Origin of the sequence: Chitiniphilus eburneus, assembly GCF_005048205.1 — a bacterium.
Classification (GTDB): domain Bacteria; phylum Pseudomonadota; class Gammaproteobacteria; order Burkholderiales; family Chitinibacteraceae; genus Chitiniphilus; species Chitiniphilus eburneus.
The window spans coordinates 368,796-393,121 of the sequence record NZ_SUMF01000002.1; the positions used below are offsets into that span (position 1 = coordinate 368,796).

Genomic DNA, 24,326 nt, shown 5'->3' on the forward strand with positions numbered 1-24,326 from the left:
GAGCAGGCCTTTCCAGAACGGAACTCGCGATCAGGCGGTCAGCCCGGCCGGCTTCTGCCCGGTGAGCAGATAGTCGAGCAACTCACGCACGGGACGAATCGCATCGCCGAAGGGCAGGGAGTCCGCGCCACGGAAGAACAGGCCCTTGCTGACTTCGCCCCGCATTGCGGCGGCGAGCTTCAGATCGATACAGAACTGCCCGACCTTGGCCAGCCCATCGCGTAATCCGCAAACCGACAGGCAGTTCATCCCCTGCGTGCAACGTGCGGGATCGGCCTTGGCATTCCCCTGCAAGCGGGTTTCGCGGTTGAGATAATTCTTGAGCCAAGGCGTGAGCACCGCGCGGGCAGGCAATCCGGCGACACTCATGAATTCAACGATTTGCTCCTGTTGCGCCCCGGCCAGCACCGCCTTGAAATTGGGGTGGGCATCGCCTTCCTCGGTGACGGCAAACGCCGTACCCAGCTGTACCCCGGCGGCGCCCATGCCCAGGTAACGGCAGACCTTTTCATGACTGTTGATGCCGCCGGCGACGATCAGCGGGATCGCGTCGCGCGGGATGCCCAGCTCGTCGAACAGCGCCAGTGTGTCCGGCAGTACGCGCTCGAAATCGAATTTCTCGTTGTGGATATCGTCCAGGCGGGTTGCGCCCAAGTGGCCCCCGGCATGCGCGGGATGTTCGATCACGATGGCGTCGGGCTTGCGGCCCTTCTTCATCCATTTCTTCAACACCACCGCAATGCCACGTACATCGGAAAGGATGGGGATCAATGCGGTGTTGGGGTAATCGGCGGTGACTTCGGGCAGGTCGAACGGCAGGCCGGCGCCCATGACGATTGCGTCGGCGCCGGATTCGCAGGCTTGCTGGACCAGCTTGACGTGGCAATCGACAGCCTTCATCACATTCACGGCGATCATGCCCTGACCGTTGGCGATATCGCGGGCAAGGTGGATTTCACGATCCAGCGCTTCGCAGTTCAGCGCGTCGAGGATGGCGGTGTCCTTGGTATGTTTGGAGCGTTCGACCAGATCCGGATGATGATGGCGCAGGTCCACTGACGCGACGGTGCCCACGGCGCCTTCCTTGGCTACCGCGCCTGCCAGCCTGTGAGCCGATACGCCGACACCCATGCCTCCCTGGATGACGGGCAGCAACGAGCGTCCCTTGATCACGAGTGGTTTGAAGGCGTGGGCAAGCATGATGAAAATCCTTTTCGTTTTTGCCGCGGGCAATGCGGGCCGATGCAGTGTGGCGGGCCATCCCGCCATCAGGGTTGACCGCGATCAATTAACGACAATGGCAATAAGACGCAAAAAGAAAAAACGGCCCACCGTGAGGTGGGCCGCAAATAGACAAGTGAAGCGTTAGATTTTGGTGTTGGTTCGGTTTAGTACGGCCACTTCCAGTTCTTCACTTCCGGCAGGTCATCGCCATGTTCAGCGATGTACTGCTCGTGCTCGACCAGCTTGTCGACAAACTTCTGACGAACATGAGCACCGGTCTTTTGCAGCTTCTCGACGCGATCAATCACGTCGATGGCGAGGTTGAAGCGGTCGAGCTGGTTGACCACAACCATGTCGAACGGTGTCGAGGTGGAACCTTCCTCGATGTAACCGCGAGCATGGATGTTGCTGTGGCCATTGCGACGATACGTCAGGCGGTGGATCAGCCACGGGTAGCCGTGGAATGCGAACATCACCGGCTTGTCGGCAGTGAACAGCGCGTCGAACTCGCGATCGGACATGCCGTGCGGGTGTTCTTCTTCCGGTTGCAGCGTCATCAGGTCCACAACGTTGACGAAGCGGATCTTCAGGTCCGGGAAGTGCTGACGCAGCAGGTCGGTTGCGGCCAGGGCTTCCATCGTCGGGATTTCGCCCGCGCAAGCCATCACCACATCCGGTTCGCCGCCTTCATCGTTCGAGGCCCAATCCCAGATACCGGCGCCCTTGGTGCAGTGCTTGATCGCCTGATCCATGGTCAGGTATTGCAGTGCGGGCTGCTTGCCGGCCACGACAACGTTCACATAGTGACGCGAACGCAGCACATGGTCGGTTACCGACAGCAGGGTGTTGGCATCAGGCGGCAGGTACACACGGATAACCTCTGCCTTCTTGTTCACCACGTGATCGATGAAACCCGGATCCTGGTGGCTGAAGCCGTTGTGATCCTGACGCCAGACGTGGCTGGTCAGCAGGTAGTTCAGCGACGGCACCGGCTTGCGCCAGTTGATCTCGCGGGTGGTCTTCAACCACTTGGCGTGCTGGTTGAACATCGAGTCGATGACGTGGATGAACGCTTCATAGCAGCTGAAGAAGCCGTGACGGCCCGTCAGGTTGTACGCTTCCAGCCAGCCTTGGCAGGTGTGCTCCGACAGGATTTCCATCACGCGGCCGTCTTGCGACAGGTAGTCGTTGGTCTTGTCGGCTTCGAAGTAATCGGCGAACCAGGTCTTGCCGGACACTTCGAACACATTGTTCCAACGGTTGGACGCGGTTTCATCCGGGCCGAAGATGCGGAAGTTGCGGCTGTCTTCGTTGTCCTTCATCACGTCGCGCAGGAACTTGCCCATTTCGCGCGTGGCTTCGCAGGAAGCGGTACCCGGCTTGTCGAACTTGAACTCGTACTTGCGGAAGTCCGGCATGCGCAGGTCTTTGGTGACCTGACCGTGGACCACCGGGTTGCTACCGATACGCTTGATGCCGGCCGGGGCCAGTTCAACCAGCTCTTGCTTCAGTGCGCCGGTTTCGTCGAACAGGGTTTCCGGTTGATAGCTCTTCATCCAGGTTTGCAGCGCGGCAACGTGTTCCGGCGTCATGTCGGAGAACGGCACCTGGTGGCTGCGCCAGTAGTCTTCGACCTTCTTGCCGTCGATTTCCTTCGGACCGGTCCAGCCCTTCGGCGTGCGCATGATGATCATCGGCCATTTCGGGCGGGTGATCGGCTTGCCGGCATCCATTTCGGCCTTGGCGGCGGCACGGATGGCGGTCAGTTCATCCATCACGGTGTCGAGCATGGTCGCCATTGCCGTGTGGATCTCTTCGAACGATTCCAGCTTTTCGTTGAAGGTCGGTTGCTTCAGCTCGACGTAGTGCGGCGTGTAGCCATAGCCTTCGAACAGCTTGGTCAGCTCATCCTTGGACAGGCGGGCCAGCAGGGTCGGGTTGGCGATCTTGTAGCCGTTCAGGTGCAGGATCGGCAGCACGAAGCCGTCGTTGACCGGGTGCAGGTACTTGTTGGAGTGCCACGAAGCAGCCAGCGGGCCGGTTTCGGCTTCGCCGTCACCCACCACGGCCAGGACGACCTGGTCGGGGTTGTCGAATGCCGCGCCGAAGGCGTGGGACACTGCATAGCCCAGCTCACCGCCTTCGTGCATCGAACCCGGGGTTTCCGGGGCGACGTGCGACGGAATGCCGCGCGGGAAAGAGAATTGCTTGAACAGACGCTGCATGCCGGCGGCGGAGCGATCGATGCTCGGGTAGAACTCCTCGTAGGAGCCTTCCAGCCAAGCATTGGCAACCAGACCAGGACCACCATGGCCAGGGCCGGTGATGTAGATCATGTTCAGGTCGCGTTCTTTGATCAGGCGGTTGGCGTGAACATAGATGAAGTTCAGACCCGGCGTGGTCCCCCAGTGACCCAGCAGGCGCGGCTTCACGTGCTCACGCTTCAGGGCCTCTTTCAGGAGGGGGTTGTCCAGCAGATAGATCTGACCGACCGACAGATAATTCGCCGCCTGCCAATACTTGTGCATCTTTACAAGTAAGTCTTTGGTGAGCGTTTGTTGAGCCACGGAACACCTCGTTGCTGTTGTGATGAAGATGGGCGGTGACCTGCCCCGTCGCATCGCAGTATAGGCTGCGGTGATATCCGCCTCCTGACGCAAGTCAAAGGCATCAGGATGCGTGTGAGAGTGAGTAACTAAATCACTAAAGGTGATAACTAGGAGTCATGCAAGGAATACAACCTGACTCCGACACGGAGATGGAAGTTCCGGTAGCGACAAATGGAAAGCCCGGCACAAGGCCGGGCTTGGAAAAAGACGCCGTTACCGACCTAGATGTGGAAGAAAACGACCGTTACCAGCAAGAACACCGGTAGCAGAATGGCCAGCGACCAGGCCATGTAGCCGAAGAAGCTCGGCATCTTCACCCCACGATCTTCCGCTACGGCCTTCACCATGAAGTTCGGCGCGTTGCCGATATAGCTCATCGCGCCCATGAAGACGGAACCCGCCGAAATCGCCAGCAGGGTGCTGGCCATCTCGCCCATCAGGTGCTGCGCATCGCCATGCGCCAGGTTGAAGAACACCAGATAGGTCGGCGCATTGTCGAGAAACGCGGAAAGCAGGCCGGTCATCCAGAAGAACATCGTGTCCAGGGGCGTGCCGTCCGCCGCGAACACCATCCGCACCAGCGGGGCGAGATGCCCGGCCTCGCCGGCGCGGAGAATCGCGATGGCGGGGGCCATGACGATGAAGATGGCCGAGAACAGCTTGCCCACTTCCAGAATCGGAAACCAGTTGAAATCGTTGCCCGCCCGAACCTGTCTGGGGGTCAGCCATAGCGATAGCAGGGCAATGCCGATCAGCAGGATGTCGCGTACCAGGTTCTGCAAAGCCAGCGTCGCCCCGGCGATCCGGAACGAGATGCCAGGCTGCCAGACCCCGGACATCACCACGGCGCCGATCACGGCGGCGATCAGGATCAGATTGCGTTTGCCATACAGCTTCAGTGGCGTGTCCGGCGTCGGGTCACGGGGCAACACGCCTTCCTTGCGGAAGTAATGGCGATCAATGAAGAAAAACAGCGTCAGCAGGATGGAAACGCAGAGCAGCACCGGCAACGCCATATGCTCCACGGTCCAGAAAAAGCCCACGCCTTTCAGGAAGCCGAGGAACAACGGTGGGTCACCGATGGGGGTCAGCCCACCGCCGATGTTGGCCACCAGGAAGATGAAGAAAACGACGACGTGCACATTGTGCTTGCGATTGTCGTTGGCCTTGAGCAGCGGTCGGATCAGCAGCATCGCGGCCCCGGTGGTGCCCATGATCGATGCCAGCACCGAGCCCAGCGCCAGGATGCCGGTGTTCAGGGCGGGCGAGCCATGCAGGTTGCCCCAGACCAGGATGCCACCGGAAACGGTATACAGCGCGAACAGCAGCAGCAGGAAAGGGATGAATTCTTCGATCAGCGCATGCGCGACGACCCCGCCTGCCGTAGCCGGGCCCAATAGCAGCGCGCAGGGGATCAGGAAAACCAGCGCCCAGAAGGCTGCCACCTTGCCGAAATGGCGGTGCCAGAAATGAGGGGCGAACAGCGGAAACAACGCAATCGACAACAGGATGCCGGCAAAGGGCAGTGCCCAGGTCAGCGAAAGCTGGCTGCCATCCAGCCCGGCCGCCGAGGCGGCCATGGGCAGGAACAGCAGTCCCAGTGGAACAAAGCGGTTCATGGATGGCCCCGGTGGTTACTGCGTGCCTTTCTGGATGAACTCGATCTTGTAGCCGTCGGGATCCTCGACGAAAGCGATGATGGTGCTGCCGTGCTTCATCGGCCCCGCCTCACGGGTGACACGCCCGCCCTTGGCCCGAACCGCCTCACAGGCCGCATGGGCATCCGGCGTTTCCAGGGCGATGTGGCCGTAGGCATTGCCCAGGTCGTACTTGTCGGTATCCCAGTTATGGGTCAACTCGATCACGGCGGTATCCTTTTCTTCGCCATAGCCCACGAAAGCCAGCGTGAAACGGCCTTCCGGGTAGTCCTGGCGACGCAGCACGCGCATGCCCAGCACTTCGGTGTAGAAAGCCAGCGAACGCTCCAGATCGCCGACGCGCAGCATGGTGTGAAGTAGGCGCATGAAAGGTCTCCCTCGAGTCAAAGGCGAAAGTCTAACACCCACCGGCGACTCGTCCCGACGATGGTTCTCGCGGGCATCGCAGGAAAAATCGCGGCTTGGGGGTTGACAGTTTTCGGGGCTCATACAATAATTCGCCCCTCTTTCGGGCTGTTAGCTCAGTTGGTAGAGCAGCGGACTCTTAATCCGTAGGTCGAGTGTTCGAGCCACTCACAGCCCACCAAGATAGGAAAAACCGGCCTTCCAGGCCGGTTTTTCATTGTAGTTGCGTCGAGGCTTGCCTTGACGCATGCCAAGGCCGTCGCTATATTCGCGGTCTTTCCGGGTCGTTAGCTCAGTTGGTAGAGCAGCGGACTTTTAATCCGTTGGTCGCAGGTTCGAGTCCCGCACGACCCACCAGGAATTGCTAGAAGAAACAAGGGCCTGACGCATGTCAGGCCCTTTTTCTTGGTCTGCTTTTTTCCGCAAATCTGGATTTTTTCCGCAAAACGTCCTCAGCGGGTGGGTTTCACCAGCTTCCAGGCGTGGTGTCGGCCACAGGTTCGCGTCATAGCTTTATGTCCTGCAGATACTGACCATGTGGATGCCCCTCTGGTCTTCGACGTTGATAGCGGCTTTCGTGCACCGCTTTCGAAGTGGCCACGCTTTCCGCTGTCCACTCTGGTTGAGTCGTGACGCAACAACTGGCGGTACCGGCAAGCTTCCAACCCAACAGAGAGCAGGGTCGAGCGAGTTCAGGCCGCGCAATCTTTGTCGGGATCGGTGGCTACGATGATGACCAGCTTGCCAGCTTTATCGCCGAGTATCGACCGAAAATCCATATCCTTGGGATTATCGAATTTCAGGCGCAAATCAGTACATATAAAATGGTTGATACGGGTCTGGTATGCTTCGATTTGTTTCGACGCCCTTTCGATGCCGGCATCCGCCAATCCAAGGATCAATACCACCCTGCTTCCGGCATCCATTGTTGAACGGGCCGTAATACCATCGCCAATCTCATAGGGCATGTCTTGATTGATCCGGGCAAGCTTTTCCCTCAGTACCGCCTTGGCCGCAGCGTCCAGTTCTCTTGCGCCTTCAGTCAATTCTACAAGATCAATTTCGGGCCCTTCGATACCGGCACACGAGTCAATCGAATTCAGTGTGTATGAAAAAACCGGATTTTTTTGATTGTCAAAATAGGAAAAAGTAAACGCTACGCCACGAAGAAGAAGCTCCTTTGACTGGGTATTTGAGCAATACGAGATTCTGTGCGTTTCACCTATCTTTGCCTTCATTTCGGCCGCCGGTAAGTAATAGTTGCGGTCTTTTACCAAGGTATAGAGATGATCAATTCTCTTGCCGGGCCCGGCAACAAGCCTGTCCATTCTAACGTCATCGCCAATGGGTATTGGTAATTGTTCATTCGTCCCGTCGACATTGGCCCTGATCATTTCAATGGTCAATTCGTCTTGTGTTGCCATCTCACGCATTGCCGAGGATTGTTGAGTATCCGCCGTGATTTTTCCGCCCCAGGTACCGATCACGAAACACAGTCCGATGCCCCCGACAATGGCTATAACGACGGCTTTGCTCATCTTTACCCCTTGTTTTGATCTTTTCAGCCGGCTTAGGCCGATAGGGCAGTATTTGTACGGCCGGCGAAAATGGCAAAAGCATTGATGCGTGCTTTACCGTGCATCAATTTTTCCACAATCCAGCAGCCGGTGCTTTACTTAGCCAGTACTTCCAATTCTACCGATGCCGTGAGGGTGTCATGGTCCAGCGAATGGGGTCGTGCCTTCACGGCCCCGAGGCTGGTCATCAATCATTGGTTTGAAATCCTGAACCCGAAGGGGACACCCCGGTACCGGCCCTGCTGGCTTGGCACCGCATGATCGAGAGCGAGTCAGTACTTGCTCCCAAGGCGATTTGGCATTGCGTTATGCACTGATCTTGTTGGCCTGCGTTTGGCGTAGGGCCAACATGCCTTCGATGTATGCATCGACGGCCTTGCCTTGCTGCAATTCGGGATCGGTTTCAAAGAGCATGCCCAGCGGGTGGATTTTCCCCGTTTGCTGGGCCTGCCTTGCGCTCTTTGATCGTTGCAGTCATGTTTCCGGGTTAATCCTGCCGCACGCCCCAAGAATGTCTGGGGGCCGGCCCGGCAAAATGGGCACTGTTTCCCGCTGCCTGTCGATGCAATCAATTCGCGTCACTGCCACCCATACCGCCGCGCATAGAAGCCTTTCATACCCTGGGTCAGGGCCATATAGGCTAGCAGGATGGCCGCCAGCCACGGGAAGTAGCTCCATGGCAGTGCTTGTAGCTTGAAGTAGTGCGCCAGCGGGCCCATTGGCAGGAAGATGCCGATGCTGGCGATGGTCAACCCCATGGCCAACAGTGGCCATGCCGCGCGGCTCTGGATGAAAGGCAGCTTGCGGGTGCGGATCATGTGCACCACCAGGGTTTGCGACAGCAGCCCTTCGATGAACCAGCCGGACTGGAACAGCGTCTGGTGCGCGGCCGAGTTCGCGTGGAACACGAAGAACATCAGCCCATAGGTGGCGATGTCGAAGATTGAGCTGATCGGGCCGAAGAAAACCATGAAGCGGCCGAGTTCGTCCGGGTTCCAACGTTGTGGGCGGGTCAGCGATTCGGGATCGACATGGTCGAAAGGAATCGCGATCTGCGAGATATCGTAGAGCAGGTTCTGCACCAGCAGGTGCATCGGCAGCATCGGCAGGAACGGCAGGAAGGCACTGGCCACCAGCACCGAGAACACGTTGCCGAAGTTGGAACTGGCGGTCATCTTGATGTACTTGAGCATGTTGGCGAAGGTTCTGCGTCCTTCGATCACTCCTGCTTCCAGCACCATCAGGCTCTTTTCCAGCAGGATGATGTCGGCCGCTTCCTTGGCGATATCCACCGCCGAATCGACCGAAATGCCGATGTCGGCGGCACGCAGGGCGGGCGCGTCGTTGATGCCGTCGCCCAGGAAGCCGACCACATGACCCCGGTCGCGCAGCACGCGTACCAGGCGCTCCTTCTGTACCGGCGACAGTTTTGCGAACACGGTGGTGGTTTCGGCCGCCGCCGCCAGGCGGGCGTCATCCATGGCCTCGGTATCGCTGCCCAGCAGCAACCCTTTCACTGGCAGCCCCACTTCCTTGCAGACCTTCAGCGTGACCAGTTCGTTGTCGCCGGTCAGCACCTTCACCTCCACGCCATGGGCGTGGAGTGCCCGCAGCGCGGGAGCGGTCGTTTCCTTGGGTGGGTCGAGAAAGGCGATATAGCCCACCAGTACCAGCTCGGCTTCGTCGCCGACACCGTAGCTATGGCGAACCGGCGGCAGCTCCCGGGTCGCAACGGCGACGACGCGCAGGCCTTCCTGGTTCAACCCGGCGGTGATGGTACGGATCTGCGCCAGCAGTCCGGCGCTCAGGGGCTGGACCGAAGCGCCGTGCCGGACATGCGTACAGACCGCCAGCACTTCTTCCAGCGCACCCTTGCAGATCAGCAGGTGGTGTTCGTCGTGTTCGCTCACCACCACCGACATGCGGCGCCGTGCGAAGTCGAAGGGGATCTCGTCCACCTTGCGATAGTTGCCGGCGATATCCAGCGTCTTGTTCAGCTCCACATGCTCCAGCACCGCCACGTCCAGCAGATTCTTCAGCCCGGTCTGGTGATAGCTGTTCAGGTAGGCCATCTCCAGCACGCCGTCCTCCACCGTGCCGAAAGCATCGGTATGGCGCTCCAGCACGATCCGGTCCTGGGTCAGCGTGCCGGTCTTGTCGGTACACAGGATGTCCATGGCGCCAAAGTTCTGGATGGCGTCCAGGCGCTTCACGATCACCTGCTTGCGGCTGAGCACCACTGCGCCCTTGGCCAGTGTCGAAGTGACGATCATGGGCAGCATCTCGGGGGTCAGCCCGACGGCGATGGAGAGCGCGAACAGTGCGGCCTCCAGCCAGTCGCCCTTGGTAAAGCCATTGATGAGCAGCACCAGCGGCGCCATCACCAGCATGAAGCGGATCAAGACCCAGCTCACCTTGTTCACTCCGGCCTGGAACTGGGTGGGGGTGCGGTCCTGTGCGGTCACTCGTTCGGCCAGTGCGCCGAAGTAGGTGTGGTTGCCGGTCGCGACGATGACGGCGGTGGCGGTGCCGCTGACGACGTTGGCGCCCATGAAGCACAGATTTTCCAGTGCCAGCGGGTGCGTCACGGACGGATCGTGCTGGGTGGCGAATTTTTCCACGGGCAATGATTCGCCGGTCAGTGCGGCCTGGCTGACGAACAGGTCCTTTGCCGCCAGCACGCGCAAATCGGCAGGGATCATGTCGCCTGCGGACAGCACTACGATGTCGCCCGGCACCAGTTGCTTGATGGCGATTTCGGTCTTGCGGGCGTCATGCGGGCGTGGCGGCATGTCGAAGCGGCGTTGCGTATCCGCCGGCACGGTCGCGTCCGACTCCCGCCGCAGCACGGTGGCGGTATTGCTCACCATTTCCTTGAGGCGGTCGGCGGCGCCGTTGGAGCGCTTTTCCTGCACGAAGCGCAGCAGCGTGGAAATCACCACCATGGCGCCGATCACCAGGGTGGCCGTGGCGTCCTCGGTCAGATAGGAAATGACGGCCAGCAACGTCAGCAGGACGTTGAACGGGTTGCGGTAGCACAGCCACAGGTGCGCCTGCCAGGACAGCGGCTGCTCCTGGACGACTTCGTTCGGGCCGAAGCGTTCGCGTTGGTTGTCGGCTTCCTGCTCGGTCAGACCCTGCTCGTGGCTACCCAGGCGGTCGAGCACGGCGTCGGCGGTCAGCAAGGACAGCGCGCGGACGCGTTCGGCCTGCTGGCGGGGCATTTCCTTGCCCACGGCGGCGCCGCGCAGGAAGTCCAGGATCGCCAGCTGGCGAAACTGACGGATGCTCAGACCCTTGTGCAGAAAGGCCAGCAGTGCCGGCTTCAGAAAATCGAATTGCATGGTTCCTCCCCGCCGGGATGCGCAAAGGCGCCAGCCGGCCCAAGGATGATCGGACATAGGCCATCGGCGCGCGGCCGGGATCAGCCGGGCGTGCGACGCATGGCGAAGAAGTGCAGGTGGGAAAAGGGCCGAATCGGACGATTCAGCCGATGCCACGCCTTGCCGGACGGCAAGGGCAGTGGCGGGAGTGCGCCGGGATGTCCTTGCCGTCAGCGGTCGGTTCGAGGCCGACTGCCTGAGCTGCTGTCCACGGGGGACTCCATTTGATGAGAAGCGGCAAAACTACGCCGCCGAGGGGCGGGCGTCCAATTAAGCTTGCTTAACGATTGGGCCATATCGGCCGCAAGGAAAAAGCCAGTCGCGACGACTGGCTCTTTTTTTGCGGCTGCGAACTTACTCGTCTGCTTCGTTTTCGTCCGCCGCGCCGGGGGCGGTGCCGGGCCGGCGCTTGCGGGATTCCAGCCGTCCCTGCGTGCTGTCCAGTTGCCGGATCAGCTTGTCGATGGCGCCATCGAGAGCGATATCGATGTCGCCGGCGTCGTGCGTCGCCACCTGCGGAGCCAGGCCGCCGAGGCGGATTTCCAGCGTGCAGCGGATATCGTCGTCGCCGCCCTTGTCGCCATTGGTGTCGGCGAAATGCGCCTCTACGCGGGTGATCTGATCGCCGAAGCGTGCGAATTCCGCACGCAGCGTCTGTTCCACTCGCTGGGTGAGCGATTCACCGCCGTGGATATGGTGATCGGTACGAACCTGGATCTGCATGGAAGCTCCACTTGGTTGTTGAGTTACGACTTTGCCAGCGAGGCCAGCGCCTCGCGGCTGGGAACGAAGAACGCCGCCCCGCTGACCGCCCGCGTGTAGTTCAGCAGATGGTCCACGCGGCCGTCGGCGGTGGGCGACACCATGCGCGCCAGCATTTTTTCGAAATTGACCGGTGTCTTGCAATAGGACGCGAACAACAGGCCTTTCTCGCCACCGGGTGTGCCGTAGGGCATCGACTGGCGCAGGATTTCCAGCTCTTCGCCGTCCTGCTCGATTTCCACTCGCCGCACATGCGCCGTCAGTGGCTTGTCGTCGTCGCTCAGTTCTTCGTCGGATTCCTTGGTGCGCCCGATGACGGCCTCCTGCTGCTTGACCGGCAGTTTCTGCCATTCGTTCATCCGGTGCACGTAGCGCTGGATGTGGACGTAACTGCCCCCGGCCCAGGCGGCATCTTCTTCGCCCACCAGGGCCACGGTGGCACGTTCGTCCCCGACCGGGTTCTCGGTGCCTTCCACGAAGCCCGTCAGGTCGCGGCCTTCGCGGTAGCGGAAACAGGCGGTGGTTTCCACCGGGTCGAACCACTCGGCGAGATCGACCACCAGCCGTTCGCCCAGCTCATACAACAGGTCGCAGCGCTCGCCGCGCAGGTGCAGCAGCAGATCGACATCGGTGGATGGGGCCGGGTGGATGGCGCCGGAAATGCGCGGAAACCCCCGCAACCACTGCGGCCGAGCCTCGCCGAACAGGTCGGCCCAGGTATTGGCGCCAATGCCGACGACCCCCAGTGTCAGGGTTTCGGGCGCCTCCAGCGCGACGTTGTCGATCCGGTCGGGAATGGCGGCCAGCATGCTGCGCAATGCGTCGTCGATACGGCGGCCGAGGCGCCGGCGCAGCATGACGAACAGGCCATGCGCGGAGGCGGCGGGGAGGATGCCGCTTTGCGGGATGGGCATGGGTTTCAGTGCTCCTGAGCAAAATCCCAGATGGCGGGTAGCCATCGGGTGTAGTCCTGGAAGGAGTGGTCGCCGCCTTCGATCACGGTATGCCGGCTGCCGGCGTACTTATCGAGCGCTTCGCGGTAGTCGAGGACCTCGTCTCCGGTTTGTAGCAGCAACCAGTAACGGTCGGGTTGCGCGATCTCACGATTCAGTTCGCGCAGATCGTCTGCATAGCTGGCGTCGATGACGTGGGTTTCGCCGGTGTAGTAGTTGTGCTGCGGTCCGACATACTGGCGGAGCAGTTCGTAGGGATGCGCGGCTGGATTGACCAGCACCGCGCGGCCACCGTATTCCTCCACCAGCCAGGTGGCCAGGTAGCCGCCGAGCGAGCTGCCGATGAAGCATGTCGGCTCGCCTTTCAACCGGTCCAGCGCGTGCAGCAGCGCGTCGGCCGCGGCCCTGGGCTCCATCGGGATATCGGGGCAATGGAAGTAGTCGGAGAATCCTTGCTCGGCCATCCACACGGCCGTTTCCTGCGCTTTCTTCGAGAAGGGGCTGGACAGAAATCCGTGCAGATAAAGGAGATGGACCATGGGTGCTCCGGGGCTGAACGGCTTCAGAGCCTGGCTCAGGATCTGGGGGCGGGTGGACCTGGCGCGGGCTCAGGGAACCAGCAGCGTGGAGCCGGTGGTCTTGCGCGCCTCCAGGTCGCGATGCGCCTGCGCCGCGTCCGCCAGGGGGTAGTGCTGGCCGATATTGGCCTCGACATCGCCGCGTGCCACCACTGTGAAGTAGTCCGCCGCGGTGTCCAGCAGTTCCTCGCGGGTGGCGGTGTAGTGGCCCAGTGTCGGGCGGGTCAGGTAGAGCGAGCCCTTTTGCGACAGCAGGCCGGGCGAGAATGGCGGTACCGCGCCGGAGGCGTTGCCGAAGCTCACCAGCGTGCCGCGCAGCGCCAGGCTGTCGAGCGAGCCTTCGAAGGTGGCGGCGCCCACGCCGTCGTACACCACCGGCACGCCACGGCCGCCGGTCAGTGCGCGTACCCGGGCCGGCCAGTCGGGCTGGGTGTAGTCGATCACATGATCGCACCACGCGCGGGCCAGCTCGGCCTTGGCGGTGGAACCCACGGTACCGATCACCTTGGCGCCCAGGCAGCGCGCCCACTGGCAGGCGATCTGGCCCACGCCGCCGGCTGCGGCGTGGATCAGTACCGTCATGCCGTTGGCAATCGGGAAGGTGCGCTTGAGCAGGTACTGCGCAGTCATGCCGCGCAGCAGTGTGCCGGCGGCCACTTCGTCGGGAATCTCGCCGGGAATCGGCACCAGCCCGTTGGCCAGCATCAGCCGATGGCTGGCGTAGGCGCCGCACTCGCCCCCCTGTGCGGCGCGTTGGCCGCCGCCGGCATAGGCGACGCGGTCGCCGGGCGCGAATTCGACCACCCCGGCGCCCACCGCTTCGATCACGCCGGCCGCCTCCTGGCCGATGCCGGAAGGCAGCGGCAACGGATACAGACCGCTGCGGTGATAGGTGTCGATGAAGTTGACGCCGATGGCGGTCTGGCGGATCAGCACTTCGCCGGGACCGGGATCGAGCAGCGTGGTTTCGGCGAGCGTGAGGACTTCGGGACCACCGGTCTGGCTGAACTGGATGTAACGGGCGAGGAGAGGCATGAGCGGCAACCAGCGAAGAGTGAACGGATCCGGGGCGGCGCGGCGGCGGGAGACGATCCGCTGCTTGCTGGCCGAACAGACCGGGAAATCGATACTACCTTAGACCGACAAGGCGGCGCCTGCCGACGCCGCCTTGTGGTTGCCGCCACGGCCCATTGCGGGCCGGGCTGCGTCAGGCCAGGATGTGCATCCCGCCATCCACGTAGAACACGCTGCCGGTGATGGCGGCGGCACCCGGCTCGCACAGGAAGGCAGTGGCGGCGCCGACATCGTCGATGTCCACCAGCTCTTGCAATGGCGCGCGCTGCGTGGCGTCCTCCAGCATGCTGCTGAATTCGGGAATACCCGAGGCGGCGCGGGTCTGCACCGGGCCGGGTGACACTGCGTGCACGCGGATCTTCTTCGGGCCGAGCTCCACCGCCAGATAGCGCGTGGTGGCTTCGAGCGCCGCCTTCACCGGCCCCATCACGCCATAGTTGGGTACCACCTTTTCAGCACCGTAGTAGCTCAGCGTGATCAGTGTGCCGCCGTCCTTCATCAGTGGCTCGGCCTGCTTGGCCAAGCGCACAAACGAATGGCACGACACGTCCATGGCTTGCAGGAAGCCGTCGCGGCTGGTGTCCACCACGCGGCCGTGCAGGTCGGCCTTGGGCGCGAAGGCGATCGAATGCAGGGCGATATCCAGCTTGCCCCAGCGTTGGCCGATCTGCTGGAACACGTTTTCCAGGTCACCTTCCTGCGTCACGTCGCATTTGATCAGCAGGGCTGGCTCCAGCGACGGCAGCACCGGCTGGATGAAATCCAGCGTGCGGTCGTTGACGTAGGTAATGATCAGTTCGGCGCCGCGTGCTTTCAGCGCCTTGGCGATGCCGTAGGCGATGGATTGCTCGTTGGCGATACCGGTAACCAGCGCGATCTTGCCGGTGAGGGTGCTCATCGTGGTGTTACTCCTTGGCGTTGTCGTTGGCGGCGCGAGTCCGTCGCGCCGCCGGTTTGCTGCCGTTTTCGGTTTTGGGCGCCGCTGCCGCCGACTTGGCCTTGGGGGCAACTTCCGCCCGCTGTTTGGCTTGTGCCCCGCGAGTGGGCGATATCGGCTCCTTGGTCGCCGTCGCACGCTTGGCTGCCGCGGGCTTCGCTGCCGGCTTGGCAGCGGGTTTGGCCACTGCCGGTTTGGCAGTTCTGGTCGGTGGCGTGGCGGGCGGGGCATCGAATGCCGCCGCGGCGCCGGCTTCTTCCGCGATCGCTGCCGCGGTGGTCGGCTCGAACTGCCCCAGCACCTCCGTTTCCAGCAGGGCCAGGTTCGCCAGCGCTTCTTTCGGATCGGGCAGGGTGCGCACCATTTCGGTGATCCTGGCAAAAGCCTGCTTGAGCATTGCTTCATCCTGGAACAGGGCGGGCAGCGTCTTGCGGGCTTCGGCCGGGAAGCGCCAGACCAACAGCGACTGCTGCCGGATCCGGGCGCTGATCTCGTCCTGCGTCAGATGTTGCAGCGCAGGATGGCGCGCGACCCATTCATACGCTGCCACCCGGCGTTCGATGTTGATGGTGGGCAAGCCGCGCTGCGCCAGCGTGGCAATCCGCACCAGCCCGTCGAGCGGATCGCCATGGGTCAGCGAGGCGAGCAGTTCGGCATCGTTCCAGGCTGGCGCGGCCGGCCGGTCGCGGCGCAGGTAGTCGGGGATCAGTTCATTGCCGACACCCGCCAGCGCGGCGGGGACGTACAGGTTGAAGAACGCCAGCTCGGTGGCCGCGTCGCGTGCGTCGCGATAGACATCCAGTGCCGCCGCGTTCTGATCGACCACATAGCGTTCCCACTGTCGCCATTCCGGTTCGCGTGGCACGCGCATCTGGCGTACGTAGTCCGCCGCATGCTGGTTGAGCTTGGCCAGTGGGTTCAGGCTGGACCAGCCCCAGTGCTGGACGCGCAGCGGATGCATCATGCGACCGAACTTGGCCGCATCGGGCGTGACGAACGGCGCGATCCACGGCCGCAGCAGCGTGGTGTAGGCCGAAACGCCCAGGCGCGAGATGGCTTCGACCGCAGCGAACGGCGTTTCGTCGTGGCGCTGGTCGCGTTGCAGGCCACGCAGCTCTTCCACGCTGCGTTCGGTCAGCTCGGCCACGTGGTGTACGTTGCCTTGCTCGTCGGTTTCGTCGTGGATGTCCAGTTGGTACAGGCCCGGTGCCAGCGTTTCGATCACCTGCAACAGTTCCACGATCTGAGCATGCTCGCGGCGCGCGATCTTGGCGGAGACGAAAATGCCCAGATGGCCGGTGGTCTTGTGCGCCAGCCCCACGATCACCTGGCCGCTGGCCTTCAGGCTGTCGGTGTCGGGGTACAGGTCGAGCACCCAGTTGATGGCCTGTTGCGGCGGCGTGATGTTGTCGCCCATCGAGGCGAACACCACCATCGGCGCGCGAATCTTGCGCAGGTCGTATATCTCGTTGCGTCCGATGGCCTGGCCTTCGGTGAGGTTGTTGCCGACGAACAGGTTCTCGACGATCCAGCGGATTTCCTCTTCGTTCATCAGGAAATAGCCACCCCACCAGCGTTCGAAATCCAGGTAGCGCGGCGGCTCGGTATCGATCTGGTCGTAGAGGTGATGGTTCTTCTTGACCAGTGTATTGGCGGGATCGAGGTTCTCGAAGTTGTCCACCAGATAGGCGCCGTCGAAGATTCCGCCGCCCAGGTCGGCCGCGAGCAATGCACTCCACGCACCGCCCAGCATGCCACCCGCGTAGCGCATCGGGTTCTTGCCGTCGCCGCCGGCCCAGTACGAAACCGGCGCTCCGGCCATCACCAGGGCGCCCACCAGTTCCGGCGCATGCGCGGCCACCAGCATCGCGGCCCAGCCACCCTGGCAGTTGCCGACCAACGCGGGCTTGGGGGATTCGGGATGGCGGCGGATCACTTCGCGCAGGAAGTCGGCTTCGGCCAGGGTGACGTCTTCCAGCCGCTGGCCAGGCATCGGCTCGGGGAAGAACACGCAGAAATAAACCGGGTGGCCTTCGCGCAGCGCCATGCCCACTTCGGAGTCATCCTTGAAGCCACCGATGCCGGGACCGTGGCCGGCTCGCGGATCGAGCACCACGTAGGGTCGCTTGCGGTCATCGACGGTCACGCCCACAGGCGGAACGATGCGCGCCAGCGCATAGTTCACCGGCTGGCTGAAGGTGCGCGCATCCAGGATCAGTTCGTAGTCGAAGTGCAGCAGCGGCGGCTTGCCGGCTTTCTCGTGCTCGATGAAATTGTCGCCGCGCTGGCGCAGCGTGTCCCAGAACAACACCTGGCGCTCGATGCTGTCGCTCCAGTATTCCCACGCGGCAGCGATGGGATTCTGCGCCAGTGGCTGGGGCGGGGGGGTCTGGGCTTCCCACCATTTATGGGTGGTTTCGGCGATCCGGCGCTGCCATTGCAGAGCGAGTTTCAGAGGTAGCGTACTGGCAAGGGCCAGGCGTTCCGAAGGCTTGATCATGATGGAATTCCCTAGAATCGGTTCGACGCGATCATTCGCAAAAATACATAGCTTTATGGCAAGCCATACGACCGCAGGCAACCCCGGATTGTTGCACCGCAGCGAACTATTGCCACGTTGCCCGTTAAAACGGGGGGTAGGGTGGCCTATGGTAAAATTCGCGGTTTTCGCTGACGAATCAGACTCTCATGACCGCGCGCACCGCCCAGCTTCGCCAATTGTTGAACGACCGCATCCTGATCCTGGATGGCGGCATGGGCACGATGATCCAGCAATACCGGCTGGAGGAAGCCGACTACCGTGGCGAGCGCTTTGCCGACTGGCCGTCGGACCTCAAGGGCAACAACGACCTGCTGGTACTCACCCGTCCCGACGTGATCGGCGCCATCCACCAGCAATATCTGGATGCCGGTGCGGACATTATCGAGACCAATAGTTTCAACGGTACGTCCATCGCCATGGCCGACTACGGCATGGAAAGCCTGGTGTGGGAGATCAACCACGCCGCAGCGCGACTGGTGAAGGATCTGTGCGTGGCGCAGAGTGCCGCCACCCCCGACAAGCCACGCTTTTGCGCCGGTGTGCTCGGCCCGACCAACCGCACCGCATCGATCAGCCCGGACGTGAACGATCCAGGTTATCGCAACGTCACCTTCGATGAGCTGGTCACCAGCTATCTGGAGGCGATCGACGGCCTGGTACAAGGTGGTGCCGACCTGCTGCTGGTCGAAACCATCTTCGACACGCTGAACGCCAAGGCGGCGGTGTTCGCCATCCACAAGTATTTCGACGACCGTCCCGGGGTCGAACGGCTGCCGATCATGGTTTCCGGCACCATCACCGATCAATCCGGCCGTACGCTCACCGGGCAGACCACCGAGGCGTTTTACAACAGCCTCAACCACGCCGACGCGATCAGCTTCGGTCTGAACTGCGCGCTCGGCCCGGACCTGCTGCGTCCCTACGTCGAGGAAATGGCGCGTATCGCCGATACCTATGTCTCGGTCCACGCCAACGCGGGCCTGCCCAATGCCTTCGGTGGCTATGACCTGGGGCCGGAAGAAATGGCCGGGCAGGTGAAGGAATGGGCCACTAGCGGCCTGACCAACATCATCGGCGGTTGCTGCGGCACCACGCCGGCACACATCGCCGCCATCTACCAGGCGGTGAAGGACGTCGCGCCACGTCCCTTGCCGCAGATCGAGAAGAAATGCCGATTGTCCGGGCTGGAGCCGTTCAACATCGGCGACGGCGACCTGTTCGTCAACGTCGGCGAGCGTACCAACGTCACTGGCTCCAAGGCGTTTGCCCGGCTGATCCTGGCCGGCGACTACCCGGCCGCGCTGGACGTGGCGCGGCAGCAGGTGGAGGCGGGCGCCCAGGTGATCGACATCAACATGGACGAGGGCATGCTCGATGCCCACAAGGCCATGGTCACCTTCCTCAACCTGATCGCCGCCGAGCCGGACATCAGCCGCGTGCCGATCATGATCGATTCGTCCAAGTGGGATGTGATCGAAGCTGGCCTGAAATGCGTGCAGGGCAAATGCATCGTCAACTCGATCTCGATGAAGGAGGGCGTCGCCAAGTTCGTCGAGCAGGCGCGCCTGCTGCGCCGCTATGGCGCGGCCGTGATCGTGATGGCGTTCGACGAGGTGGGCCAGGCCGACACCTTCGCTCGCAAGATCGAGATCTGCGAAAAGAGCTACCGCATCCTGGTGGACGAGGTGGGCTTCCCGCCCGAGGACATCATCTTCGACCCCAACATCTTCGCCGTCGCCACCGGCATCGAAGAACACGCGCGCTACGGCCTGGATTTCATCGAAGCCACCGGCTGGATCAAGCGGCACCTGCCGCATGCCAAGATCAGCGGTGGCGTATCCAATGTGTCGTTCTCGTTCCGTGGCAACAACAAGGTGCGCGAAGCGATCCACGCCGTCTTCCTCTACCACGCGATCGGGCAGGGTATGACGATGGGTATCGTCAATGCCGGCGCGCTGGAAGTGTACGAAGAAGTACCGGCCGACCTGCGTGACCGCATCGAAGACGTGGTGCTGAACCGGACGGTGGGCGATGATCCGCTGGCCGCCACCGAGGCGCTGATCGCGCTGGCCGAAACCTATCGCGGCGACGCCAACCAGGCCAAGGCCGAGGATCTGTCGTGGCGCCAGGGCACCTTGCAGGAGCGCATCACCCATGCGCTGGTCAAGGGCATCACCACCTACATCGTCGAAGACACCGAAGAAGCCAGGCAGGCAGCCGAGCGCCCGATCCACGTGATCGAAGGCCCGTTGATGACCGGCATGAACCACGTCGGCGACCTGTTCGGCGCCGGCAAGATGTTCCTGCCGCAGGTGGTGAAATCGGCGCGCGTGATGAAAGCCGCCGTGGCGCACCTGGAGCCGTTCATCGAGGAGGAAAAGATCGCCATGGGGCTGGCCGATGCGCCGGCCAAGGGCAAGATCGTCATGGCCACGGTCAAGGGCGACGTGCACGACATCGGCAAGAACATCGTCGGCGTGGTCCTGCGCTGCAACAACTACCAGGTGCTCGACCTGGGCGTGATGGTGCCGGCACAGAAGATTCTCGACACCGCGCGCGAAACCGGCGCCGACATTGTCGGCCTGTCCGGCCTGATCACGCCGTCGCTGGAAGAAATGGCGCACGTGGCCAAGGAAATGGAACGCCAGGGCTTCGATATCCCGCTCCTGATCGGCGGCGCCACCACCAGCAAGGTGCACACCGCCGTCAAGATCGAACCCAACTACCCGCGCGGCAACGTGTTCTACGTCCCCGATGCCAGCCGCGCCGTCGGTGTGTGCGCCAGCCTGCTCAGCGATGAACTCAAGCCCGAGTTTGCCGCCAAGGTGCGTGCCGAGTACGACAACATCCGTACCATCCACGCCAACAAGGACCGCACCCGTTTCCTGGCGCTGGCCGACGCGCGCGCCAATGGCTTCAAGGTGGACTGGCAGCAATACACGCCGCCCGCGCCGCGCCGGCTGGGCGTGTTCCGCTTCGAGAACGTGCCGCTGGAAGCCATCGAGCCCTATATCGACTGGAGCCCATTCTTCAACGCCTGGGAGCTGTTCGGCAAATACCCCCGCATCCTGGACGACGAGGTGGTTGGCGAATCGGCGCGCGCGCTGTTCGCCGACGCGCAGAAGATGCTCAGGGAACTGGTCGCGGGTAAATGGATCGCCGCCAATGGCGTGGTCGGCCTGTACCCGGCCAATAGCGTGGGTGGCGAGGATGTCGAGATTTATGCGCCCGACACTGGCGAAACGTTGATGACCTGGCACAACCTGCGCCAGCAGAACGTCAAGGCGGCCGGTAAGCCCAACTGGTGCCTGGCCGATTTCGTCGCGCCCCGGGACAGTGGCGTGATCGACTACTTGGGGGCCTTCGCCGTGACTGGCGGCATCGGCATCGAACCGCATGTTGCCGCGTTCGAAGCGGCAAACGACGACTACAGCGCCATCATGGTCAAGGCGTTGGCCGATCGCTTCGCCGAAGGCTTTGCCGAATACATGCACGAAAAAGTGCGCAAGGAACTGTGGGGCTACGCCGCCGACGAGTCGCTCAGCGTGGACGAACTGACCGACGAGCAATATGTCGGCATCCGCCCCGCACCCGGCTACCCGGCCTGCCCGGACCACACCGCCAAGACCGGCCTGTTCGATATCCTGGACGCGCCCGGCATCGGCATGACGCTGACCGAGGGCTACGCCATGCTGCCGACGGCGGCGGTGAGCGGCTTCTATTTCAGCCACCCGCAGGCGCAATACTTTGCCGTTGGCAAGATCGACAAGGATCAGGTCGAGGATTACGCCACGCGGCGCGGCGTCAGCGTGGAACAGGCCGAGCGCGACCTTGCGCCCAACCTGGGCTACAACCCCTGAGCCGTTGTCTTTCCCCTGAAAAGAGCCGCGAATGCGGCTCTTTTTTTACCTGTACAGCCGAAGATGTCTGCAAAAGGGACGCGGTGACGCTTGGCCGGGATTGTCCAGTCCACCGCCTGAAAAACCTTGAAAATCCAGGCAGATGCCTGCACGGAAACCTGCGATGCCGGGCGGTGCGGCACCTTGCACCATCGGTTGAAAATTCCTGCGAATACGGTGCCGCGCGGTGCGAACGGGCCGTGGCGGGTCATTGCGATGGCGCGGCCGCATGACTTTAATCGGCGGGGCAGTACCGACAGGAACGCGCCTCGTCATGGGGCGCCGTTCGACAAGACCAATCGAGAGGAGTCCCCATGCATCAGCAACTTACCCTGGCTGGCATCCTGCTGGCCTGCGCACTGGCGCCGCTACCGCCCATCGCGGCAGCGACCGATAATACCGTCGAAGCCAGCCGTCACGGTGGACGCCAGCGCGCCGAAGTGATCGCCTACCTGCGTACCTGGGCAATGGACGACGGCCGCTTCTGGAAAGCCAAGGACATCGACGGCGATGAGATCACCCAGCTCAATCTGGCATTTGCCGCGATCCGCCCGGATGGCACTGTCCACCTCCCCGGGGTTGAGCCGCAACCACCCAATGACCAGGGCGAAACCCCGCCGGTCTTCGGCAAGCTGTGGCACGAAGTGGCCAAGCTGCAAAAGCGTTATCCGCACCTGAAAGTGAACCTGTCGATCGGCGGCTGGGCGGCCGACGGCTATTCGCAGATGGCGATGACGCCGCAAGGCCGCGCGCGCTTCATCGCCAGCGCGCTGGGCTATGTCGAACGGCACAAACTGTCGGGCCTCGGCATCGAATGGCAATACCCGGTAGGGCCGGACTGGGGCCTGCCGATCAAGACCGACCCGAAGGACCGCGACAACTATGTGGCGTTACTGGAGGAACTGCGCGCCGCGCTGGATCGGCTGAGTGCCAGGACCGGGCGCAAGTACCAGATCACCGCCGCCGTGCCGTCGGGCCCGTGGTTTGCGCAGAAGAACGATCTGCGCCGCGCCACGCGCAGCGTCGATTTCCTCACGGTGACCTCCTACGCCGGCTACGGTAGCTGGAGCCCAACCACCGGGCATTTCTCCAACCTGTACCAGACACCCGCCGATCCGGCCGGCTGGAGCAGCGACCAGAGCATGCGGGTCTACCTGGATGCCGGCATCGATTCGCGCAAGCTGCTGATGGGCGTGCCGTTTTACGGCGCGGCCTGGAGCGGCGTGACCAACCAGGCCGACGGGCTGTTCCAGCCGTTCAAGGGCGTCGCGTTCGGTGGTGCGCCGAGCTGGGATGTCATCCGCAAGGACATCCTGGGCAAGCCAGGCTATGTGCGGCACTGGGACGCCATCGGCAAGGCGCCCTGGCTGTACAACGGCGATGTCATGGTCAGTTACGAGGACGCGGAAAGCCTGAAGTACAAGGTGGACTACCTCAAGGAAAAACGCTTGGGTGGCCTGGCAGTGTGGGAATACACGCAGGACCGTGACGGCGAGCTGTTCGAGAAGATCGGCGACTACCTCAAGGACTGAGCCCGGCAGGGCGTGGCATCATCGTCCGATCGATCCGCCACGCCCGCGCCATGTCTACCTCCAGCCCATCCGCCAGCCCCGTTCCTTCACCCTGCGTGGCCCTGTGCCGGCTGGACGAGGACGGCGTGTGTGTCGGCTGTCGGCGCACGGTGGATGAGATCGCGGCCTGGTCGGGGATGGACGACGATGCCAAGGCGGCGGTGTGGCAGCGGTTGCGTGCGTTGCCACCGGTGGTGCGCAAACGCTGTACCCGATGCGGGGCGGATTTTTCCTGTGGCAGCGGCGGGCGCGACGGTGGTTGCTGGTGCGCCGATCTGCCACCGGCGATGCCGTTGCCCGGCGCCGGCGACTGCCTGTGTCCGGCCTGCCTGGAAGCGGAGATCGCACGCCGGTCGGCGGGCCGGCGCCCCACCGCCGGTTGAAGCACGCAGCGGCCGGCCGCATCTGATCTGCTTCCATTCAGCCGCGCGATGCGCAGGTGCCCGTCATGTCCACGTCCCTCAAGATCGATTTCGTTTCCGATGTCTCCTGCCCATGGTGTGCCATCGGGCTGGCCTCGCTGCGGCGCGCCGCCGAGCAACTGGGCGACGAAGTGGCACTCGACCTGCATTTCCAGCCATTCGAACTCAATCCGCAGATGGGTCCGGCCGGCCAGGGGCTGATGGAGCACCTGGGAGAGAAGTACGGCATGGGCGAGGAACAACTGCGCCAGAGCCACGACAACATTCGCGAGCGTGGCGCGGCATTGGGCTTCACCTTCGGCCCGCGCGAGCGCATCTACAACACCTTCGACGCCCACCGCCTGCTGCATTGGGCCGGTGAGCAGGGGGCGGCGCGGCAGCTGGCGCTGAAGCAGGCGCTGTTCACCGCCTATTTCACCGATGGCCAGGATCCGAGCGACCACGACACGCTGGTTGGCATTGTCCAGTCGGTGGGGCTGGACGGCGGCGCCGCGCGCGCCATCCTCGACAGCGACGAACATGCCGATGCGGTGCGCCAGCAGGAACGCTTCTTCCAGGAACAGGGCATCTCGGCCGTGCCCGCTGTGATCATCAACGACCGCTACCTGATCCAGGGCGGCCAACCCCCCGAAACCTTTGTCCAGGCATTGCGCAAGATCGCGGCGGATGCGGCGGGATGATTTGGGGGTAACCTTGAACCTCGAACCACAGAGGACAATGAGAACGCCGGGG

Annotated in this window: 16 protein-coding genes and 2 tRNA genes; 6 read left to right on the forward strand and 12 right to left on the reverse strand. The window is 62.6% G+C overall.

Translation table 11 applies throughout. The features are described from left to right. Positions 1–30 precede the first annotated feature (30 nt). The 4 genes from FAZ21_RS04395 to gloA all read right to left on the reverse strand — a co-directional run bounded on the left by FAZ21_RS04395 (position 31) and on the right by gloA (position 5,857). Positions 31–1,200 carry an NAD(P)H-dependent flavin oxidoreductase gene (locus tag FAZ21_RS04395; RefSeq protein ID WP_136772045.1) on the reverse strand — a complete coding sequence of 390 codons (1,170 nt, stop codon included), beginning with the start codon at positions 1,198–1,200 and terminating at the stop codon, positions 31–33. Positions 1,201–1,388: 188 nt separating this feature from the next. Further along, the gene (locus FAZ21_RS04400) at positions 1,389–3,845 is read right to left on the reverse strand and encodes a phosphoketolase family protein (protein ID WP_169307242.1); all 2,457 of its coding nucleotides are present in this window, start codon (positions 3,843–3,845) and stop codon (positions 1,389–1,391) included. A 209-nt stretch (positions 3,846–4,054) separates the two neighbouring features. Then, positions 4,055–5,452: a sodium:proton antiporter gene (locus FAZ21_RS04405; protein ID WP_136772046.1), complete on the reverse strand. Its 1,398-nt coding sequence runs from the start codon at positions 5,450–5,452 to the stop codon at positions 4,055–4,057. 15 nt (positions 5,453–5,467) lie between these two features. Beyond that, positions 5,468–5,857: a lactoylglutathione lyase gene (gene gloA, locus FAZ21_RS04410; protein WP_136772047.1), complete on the reverse strand. Its 390-nt coding sequence runs from the start codon at positions 5,855–5,857 to the stop codon at positions 5,468–5,470. A gap of 144 nt (positions 5,858–6,001) precedes the next feature. On the opposite strand from gloA, the gene FAZ21_RS04415 reads away from it, so the two are divergent. After that, a tRNA-Lys gene (locus FAZ21_RS04415) sits at positions 6,002–6,077 on the forward strand. 100 nt (positions 6,078–6,177) lie between these two features. Further along, a tRNA-Lys gene (locus tag FAZ21_RS04420) sits at positions 6,178–6,253 on the forward strand. 335 nt (positions 6,254–6,588) lie between these two features. Here the strand turns inward: FAZ21_RS04420 and FAZ21_RS04425 are convergent. From FAZ21_RS04425 to FAZ21_RS04460, 8 genes are all read right to left on the reverse strand, one after another. Next, positions 6,589–7,434, reverse strand: a complete 846-nt coding sequence (locus tag FAZ21_RS04425; RefSeq protein ID WP_136772048.1) for a hypothetical protein — start codon at positions 7,432–7,434, stop codon at positions 6,589–6,591. A 617-nt stretch (positions 7,435–8,051) separates the two neighbouring features. Continuing rightward, positions 8,052–10,817 (reverse strand): magnesium-translocating P-type ATPase, encoded by a 2,766-nt coding sequence (gene mgtA, locus FAZ21_RS04430; protein WP_136772049.1) that lies wholly within the window; start codon positions 10,815–10,817, stop codon positions 8,052–8,054. A 393-nt stretch (positions 10,818–11,210) separates the two neighbouring features. Next, the gene (locus FAZ21_RS04435; RefSeq protein WP_136772050.1) at positions 11,211–11,579 is read right to left on the reverse strand and encodes an HPF/RaiA family ribosome-associated protein; all 369 of its coding nucleotides are present in this window, start codon (positions 11,577–11,579) and stop codon (positions 11,211–11,213) included. A 23-nt stretch (positions 11,580–11,602) separates the two neighbouring features. Further along, positions 11,603–12,532, reverse strand: coding sequence for a Dyp-type peroxidase (locus FAZ21_RS04440; RefSeq protein ID WP_169307243.1), 930 nt, complete (start codon positions 12,530–12,532; stop codon positions 11,603–11,605). Positions 12,533–12,537: 5 nt separating this feature from the next. Continuing rightward, positions 12,538–13,110, reverse strand: a complete 573-nt coding sequence (locus tag FAZ21_RS04445) for a YqiA/YcfP family alpha/beta fold hydrolase (protein WP_136772052.1) — start codon at positions 13,108–13,110, stop codon at positions 12,538–12,540. Positions 13,111–13,179: 69 nt separating this feature from the next. Continuing rightward, positions 13,180–14,184, reverse strand: coding sequence for a quinone oxidoreductase family protein (locus tag FAZ21_RS04450; protein WP_136772053.1), 1,005 nt, complete (start codon positions 14,182–14,184; stop codon positions 13,180–13,182). 172 nt (positions 14,185–14,356) lie between these two features. Further along, the gene (gene fabI, locus FAZ21_RS04455; protein WP_136772054.1) at positions 14,357–15,121 is read right to left on the reverse strand and encodes an enoyl-ACP reductase FabI; all 765 of its coding nucleotides are present in this window, start codon (positions 15,119–15,121) and stop codon (positions 14,357–14,359) included. A gap of 7 nt (positions 15,122–15,128) precedes the next feature. Then, the gene (locus FAZ21_RS04460; RefSeq protein WP_136772055.1) at positions 15,129–17,660 is read right to left on the reverse strand and encodes a DUF3141 domain-containing protein; all 2,532 of its coding nucleotides are present in this window, start codon (positions 17,658–17,660) and stop codon (positions 15,129–15,131) included. Between the two features lie 188 nt (positions 17,661–17,848). On the opposite strand from FAZ21_RS04460, the gene metH reads away from it, so the two are divergent. The 4 genes from metH to FAZ21_RS04480 all read left to right on the forward strand — a co-directional run bounded on the left by metH (position 17,849) and on the right by FAZ21_RS04480 (position 24,274). Further along, positions 17,849–21,562 (forward strand): methionine synthase, encoded by a 3,714-nt coding sequence (metH, locus tag FAZ21_RS04465; RefSeq protein ID WP_136772056.1) that lies wholly within the window; start codon positions 17,849–17,851, stop codon positions 21,560–21,562. 353 nt (positions 21,563–21,915) lie between these two features. After that, a complete protein-coding gene (locus FAZ21_RS04470; protein WP_136772057.1) occupies positions 21,916–23,133 on the forward strand; it encodes a glycoside hydrolase family 18 protein in 1,218 nt (405 codons plus the stop codon). Positions 23,134–23,183: 50 nt separating this feature from the next. Continuing rightward, positions 23,184–23,555, forward strand: coding sequence for a DUF1289 domain-containing protein (locus FAZ21_RS04475; protein WP_136772058.1), 372 nt, complete (start codon positions 23,184–23,186; stop codon positions 23,553–23,555). 65 nt (positions 23,556–23,620) lie between these two features. After that, positions 23,621–24,274 carry a DsbA family oxidoreductase gene (locus tag FAZ21_RS04480; RefSeq protein WP_136772059.1) on the forward strand — a complete coding sequence of 218 codons (654 nt, stop codon included), beginning with the start codon at positions 23,621–23,623 and terminating at the stop codon, positions 24,272–24,274. The last annotated feature ends 52 nt before the right edge of the window (positions 24,275–24,326 follow it).

Excerpts from the sequence above, each read along its gene's own strand:
- FAZ21_RS04395 (WP_136772045.1), bottom strand. The coding sequence starts at position 1,200 with ATGCTTGCCCACGCCTTCAAACCACTCGTGATCAAGGGACGCTCGTTG.
- FAZ21_RS04400 (WP_169307242.1), bottom strand. The coding sequence starts at position 3,845 with ATGCGACGGGGCAGGTCACCGCCCATCTTCATCACAACAGCAACGAGG.
- FAZ21_RS04405 (WP_136772046.1), bottom strand. The coding sequence starts at position 5,452 with ATGAACCGCTTTGTTCCACTGGGACTGCTGTTCCTGCCCATGGCCGCC.
- gloA (WP_136772047.1), bottom strand. The coding sequence starts at position 5,857 with ATGCGCCTACTTCACACCATGCTGCGCGTCGGCGATCTGGAGCGTTCG.
- FAZ21_RS04425 (WP_136772048.1), bottom strand. The coding sequence starts at position 7,434 with ATGAGCAAAGCCGTCGTTATAGCCATTGTCGGGGGCATCGGACTGTGT.
- mgtA (WP_136772049.1), bottom strand. The coding sequence starts at position 10,817 with ATGCAATTCGATTTTCTGAAGCCGGCACTGCTGGCCTTTCTGCACAAG.
- FAZ21_RS04435 (WP_136772050.1), bottom strand. The coding sequence starts at position 11,579 with ATGCAGATCCAGGTTCGTACCGATCACCATATCCACGGCGGTGAATCG.
- FAZ21_RS04440 (WP_169307243.1), bottom strand. The coding sequence starts at position 12,532 with ATGCCCATCCCGCAAAGCGGCATCCTCCCCGCCGCCTCCGCGCATGGC.
- FAZ21_RS04445 (WP_136772052.1), bottom strand. The coding sequence starts at position 13,110 with ATGGTCCATCTCCTTTATCTGCACGGATTTCTGTCCAGCCCCTTCTCG.
- FAZ21_RS04450 (WP_136772053.1), bottom strand. The coding sequence starts at position 14,184 with ATGCCTCTCCTCGCCCGTTACATCCAGTTCAGCCAGACCGGTGGTCCC.
- fabI (WP_136772054.1), bottom strand. The coding sequence starts at position 15,121 with ATGAGCACCCTCACCGGCAAGATCGCGCTGGTTACCGGTATCGCCAAC.
- FAZ21_RS04460 (WP_136772055.1), bottom strand. The coding sequence starts at position 17,660 with ATGATCAAGCCTTCGGAACGCCTGGCCCTTGCCAGTACGCTACCTCTG.
- metH (WP_136772056.1), top strand. The coding sequence starts at position 17,849 with ATGACCGCGCGCACCGCCCAGCTTCGCCAATTGTTGAACGACCGCATC.
- FAZ21_RS04470 (WP_136772057.1), top strand. The coding sequence starts at position 21,916 with ATGCATCAGCAACTTACCCTGGCTGGCATCCTGCTGGCCTGCGCACTG.
- FAZ21_RS04475 (WP_136772058.1), top strand. The coding sequence starts at position 23,184 with ATGTCTACCTCCAGCCCATCCGCCAGCCCCGTTCCTTCACCCTGCGTG.
- FAZ21_RS04480 (WP_136772059.1), top strand. The coding sequence starts at position 23,621 with ATGTCCACGTCCCTCAAGATCGATTTCGTTTCCGATGTCTCCTGCCCA.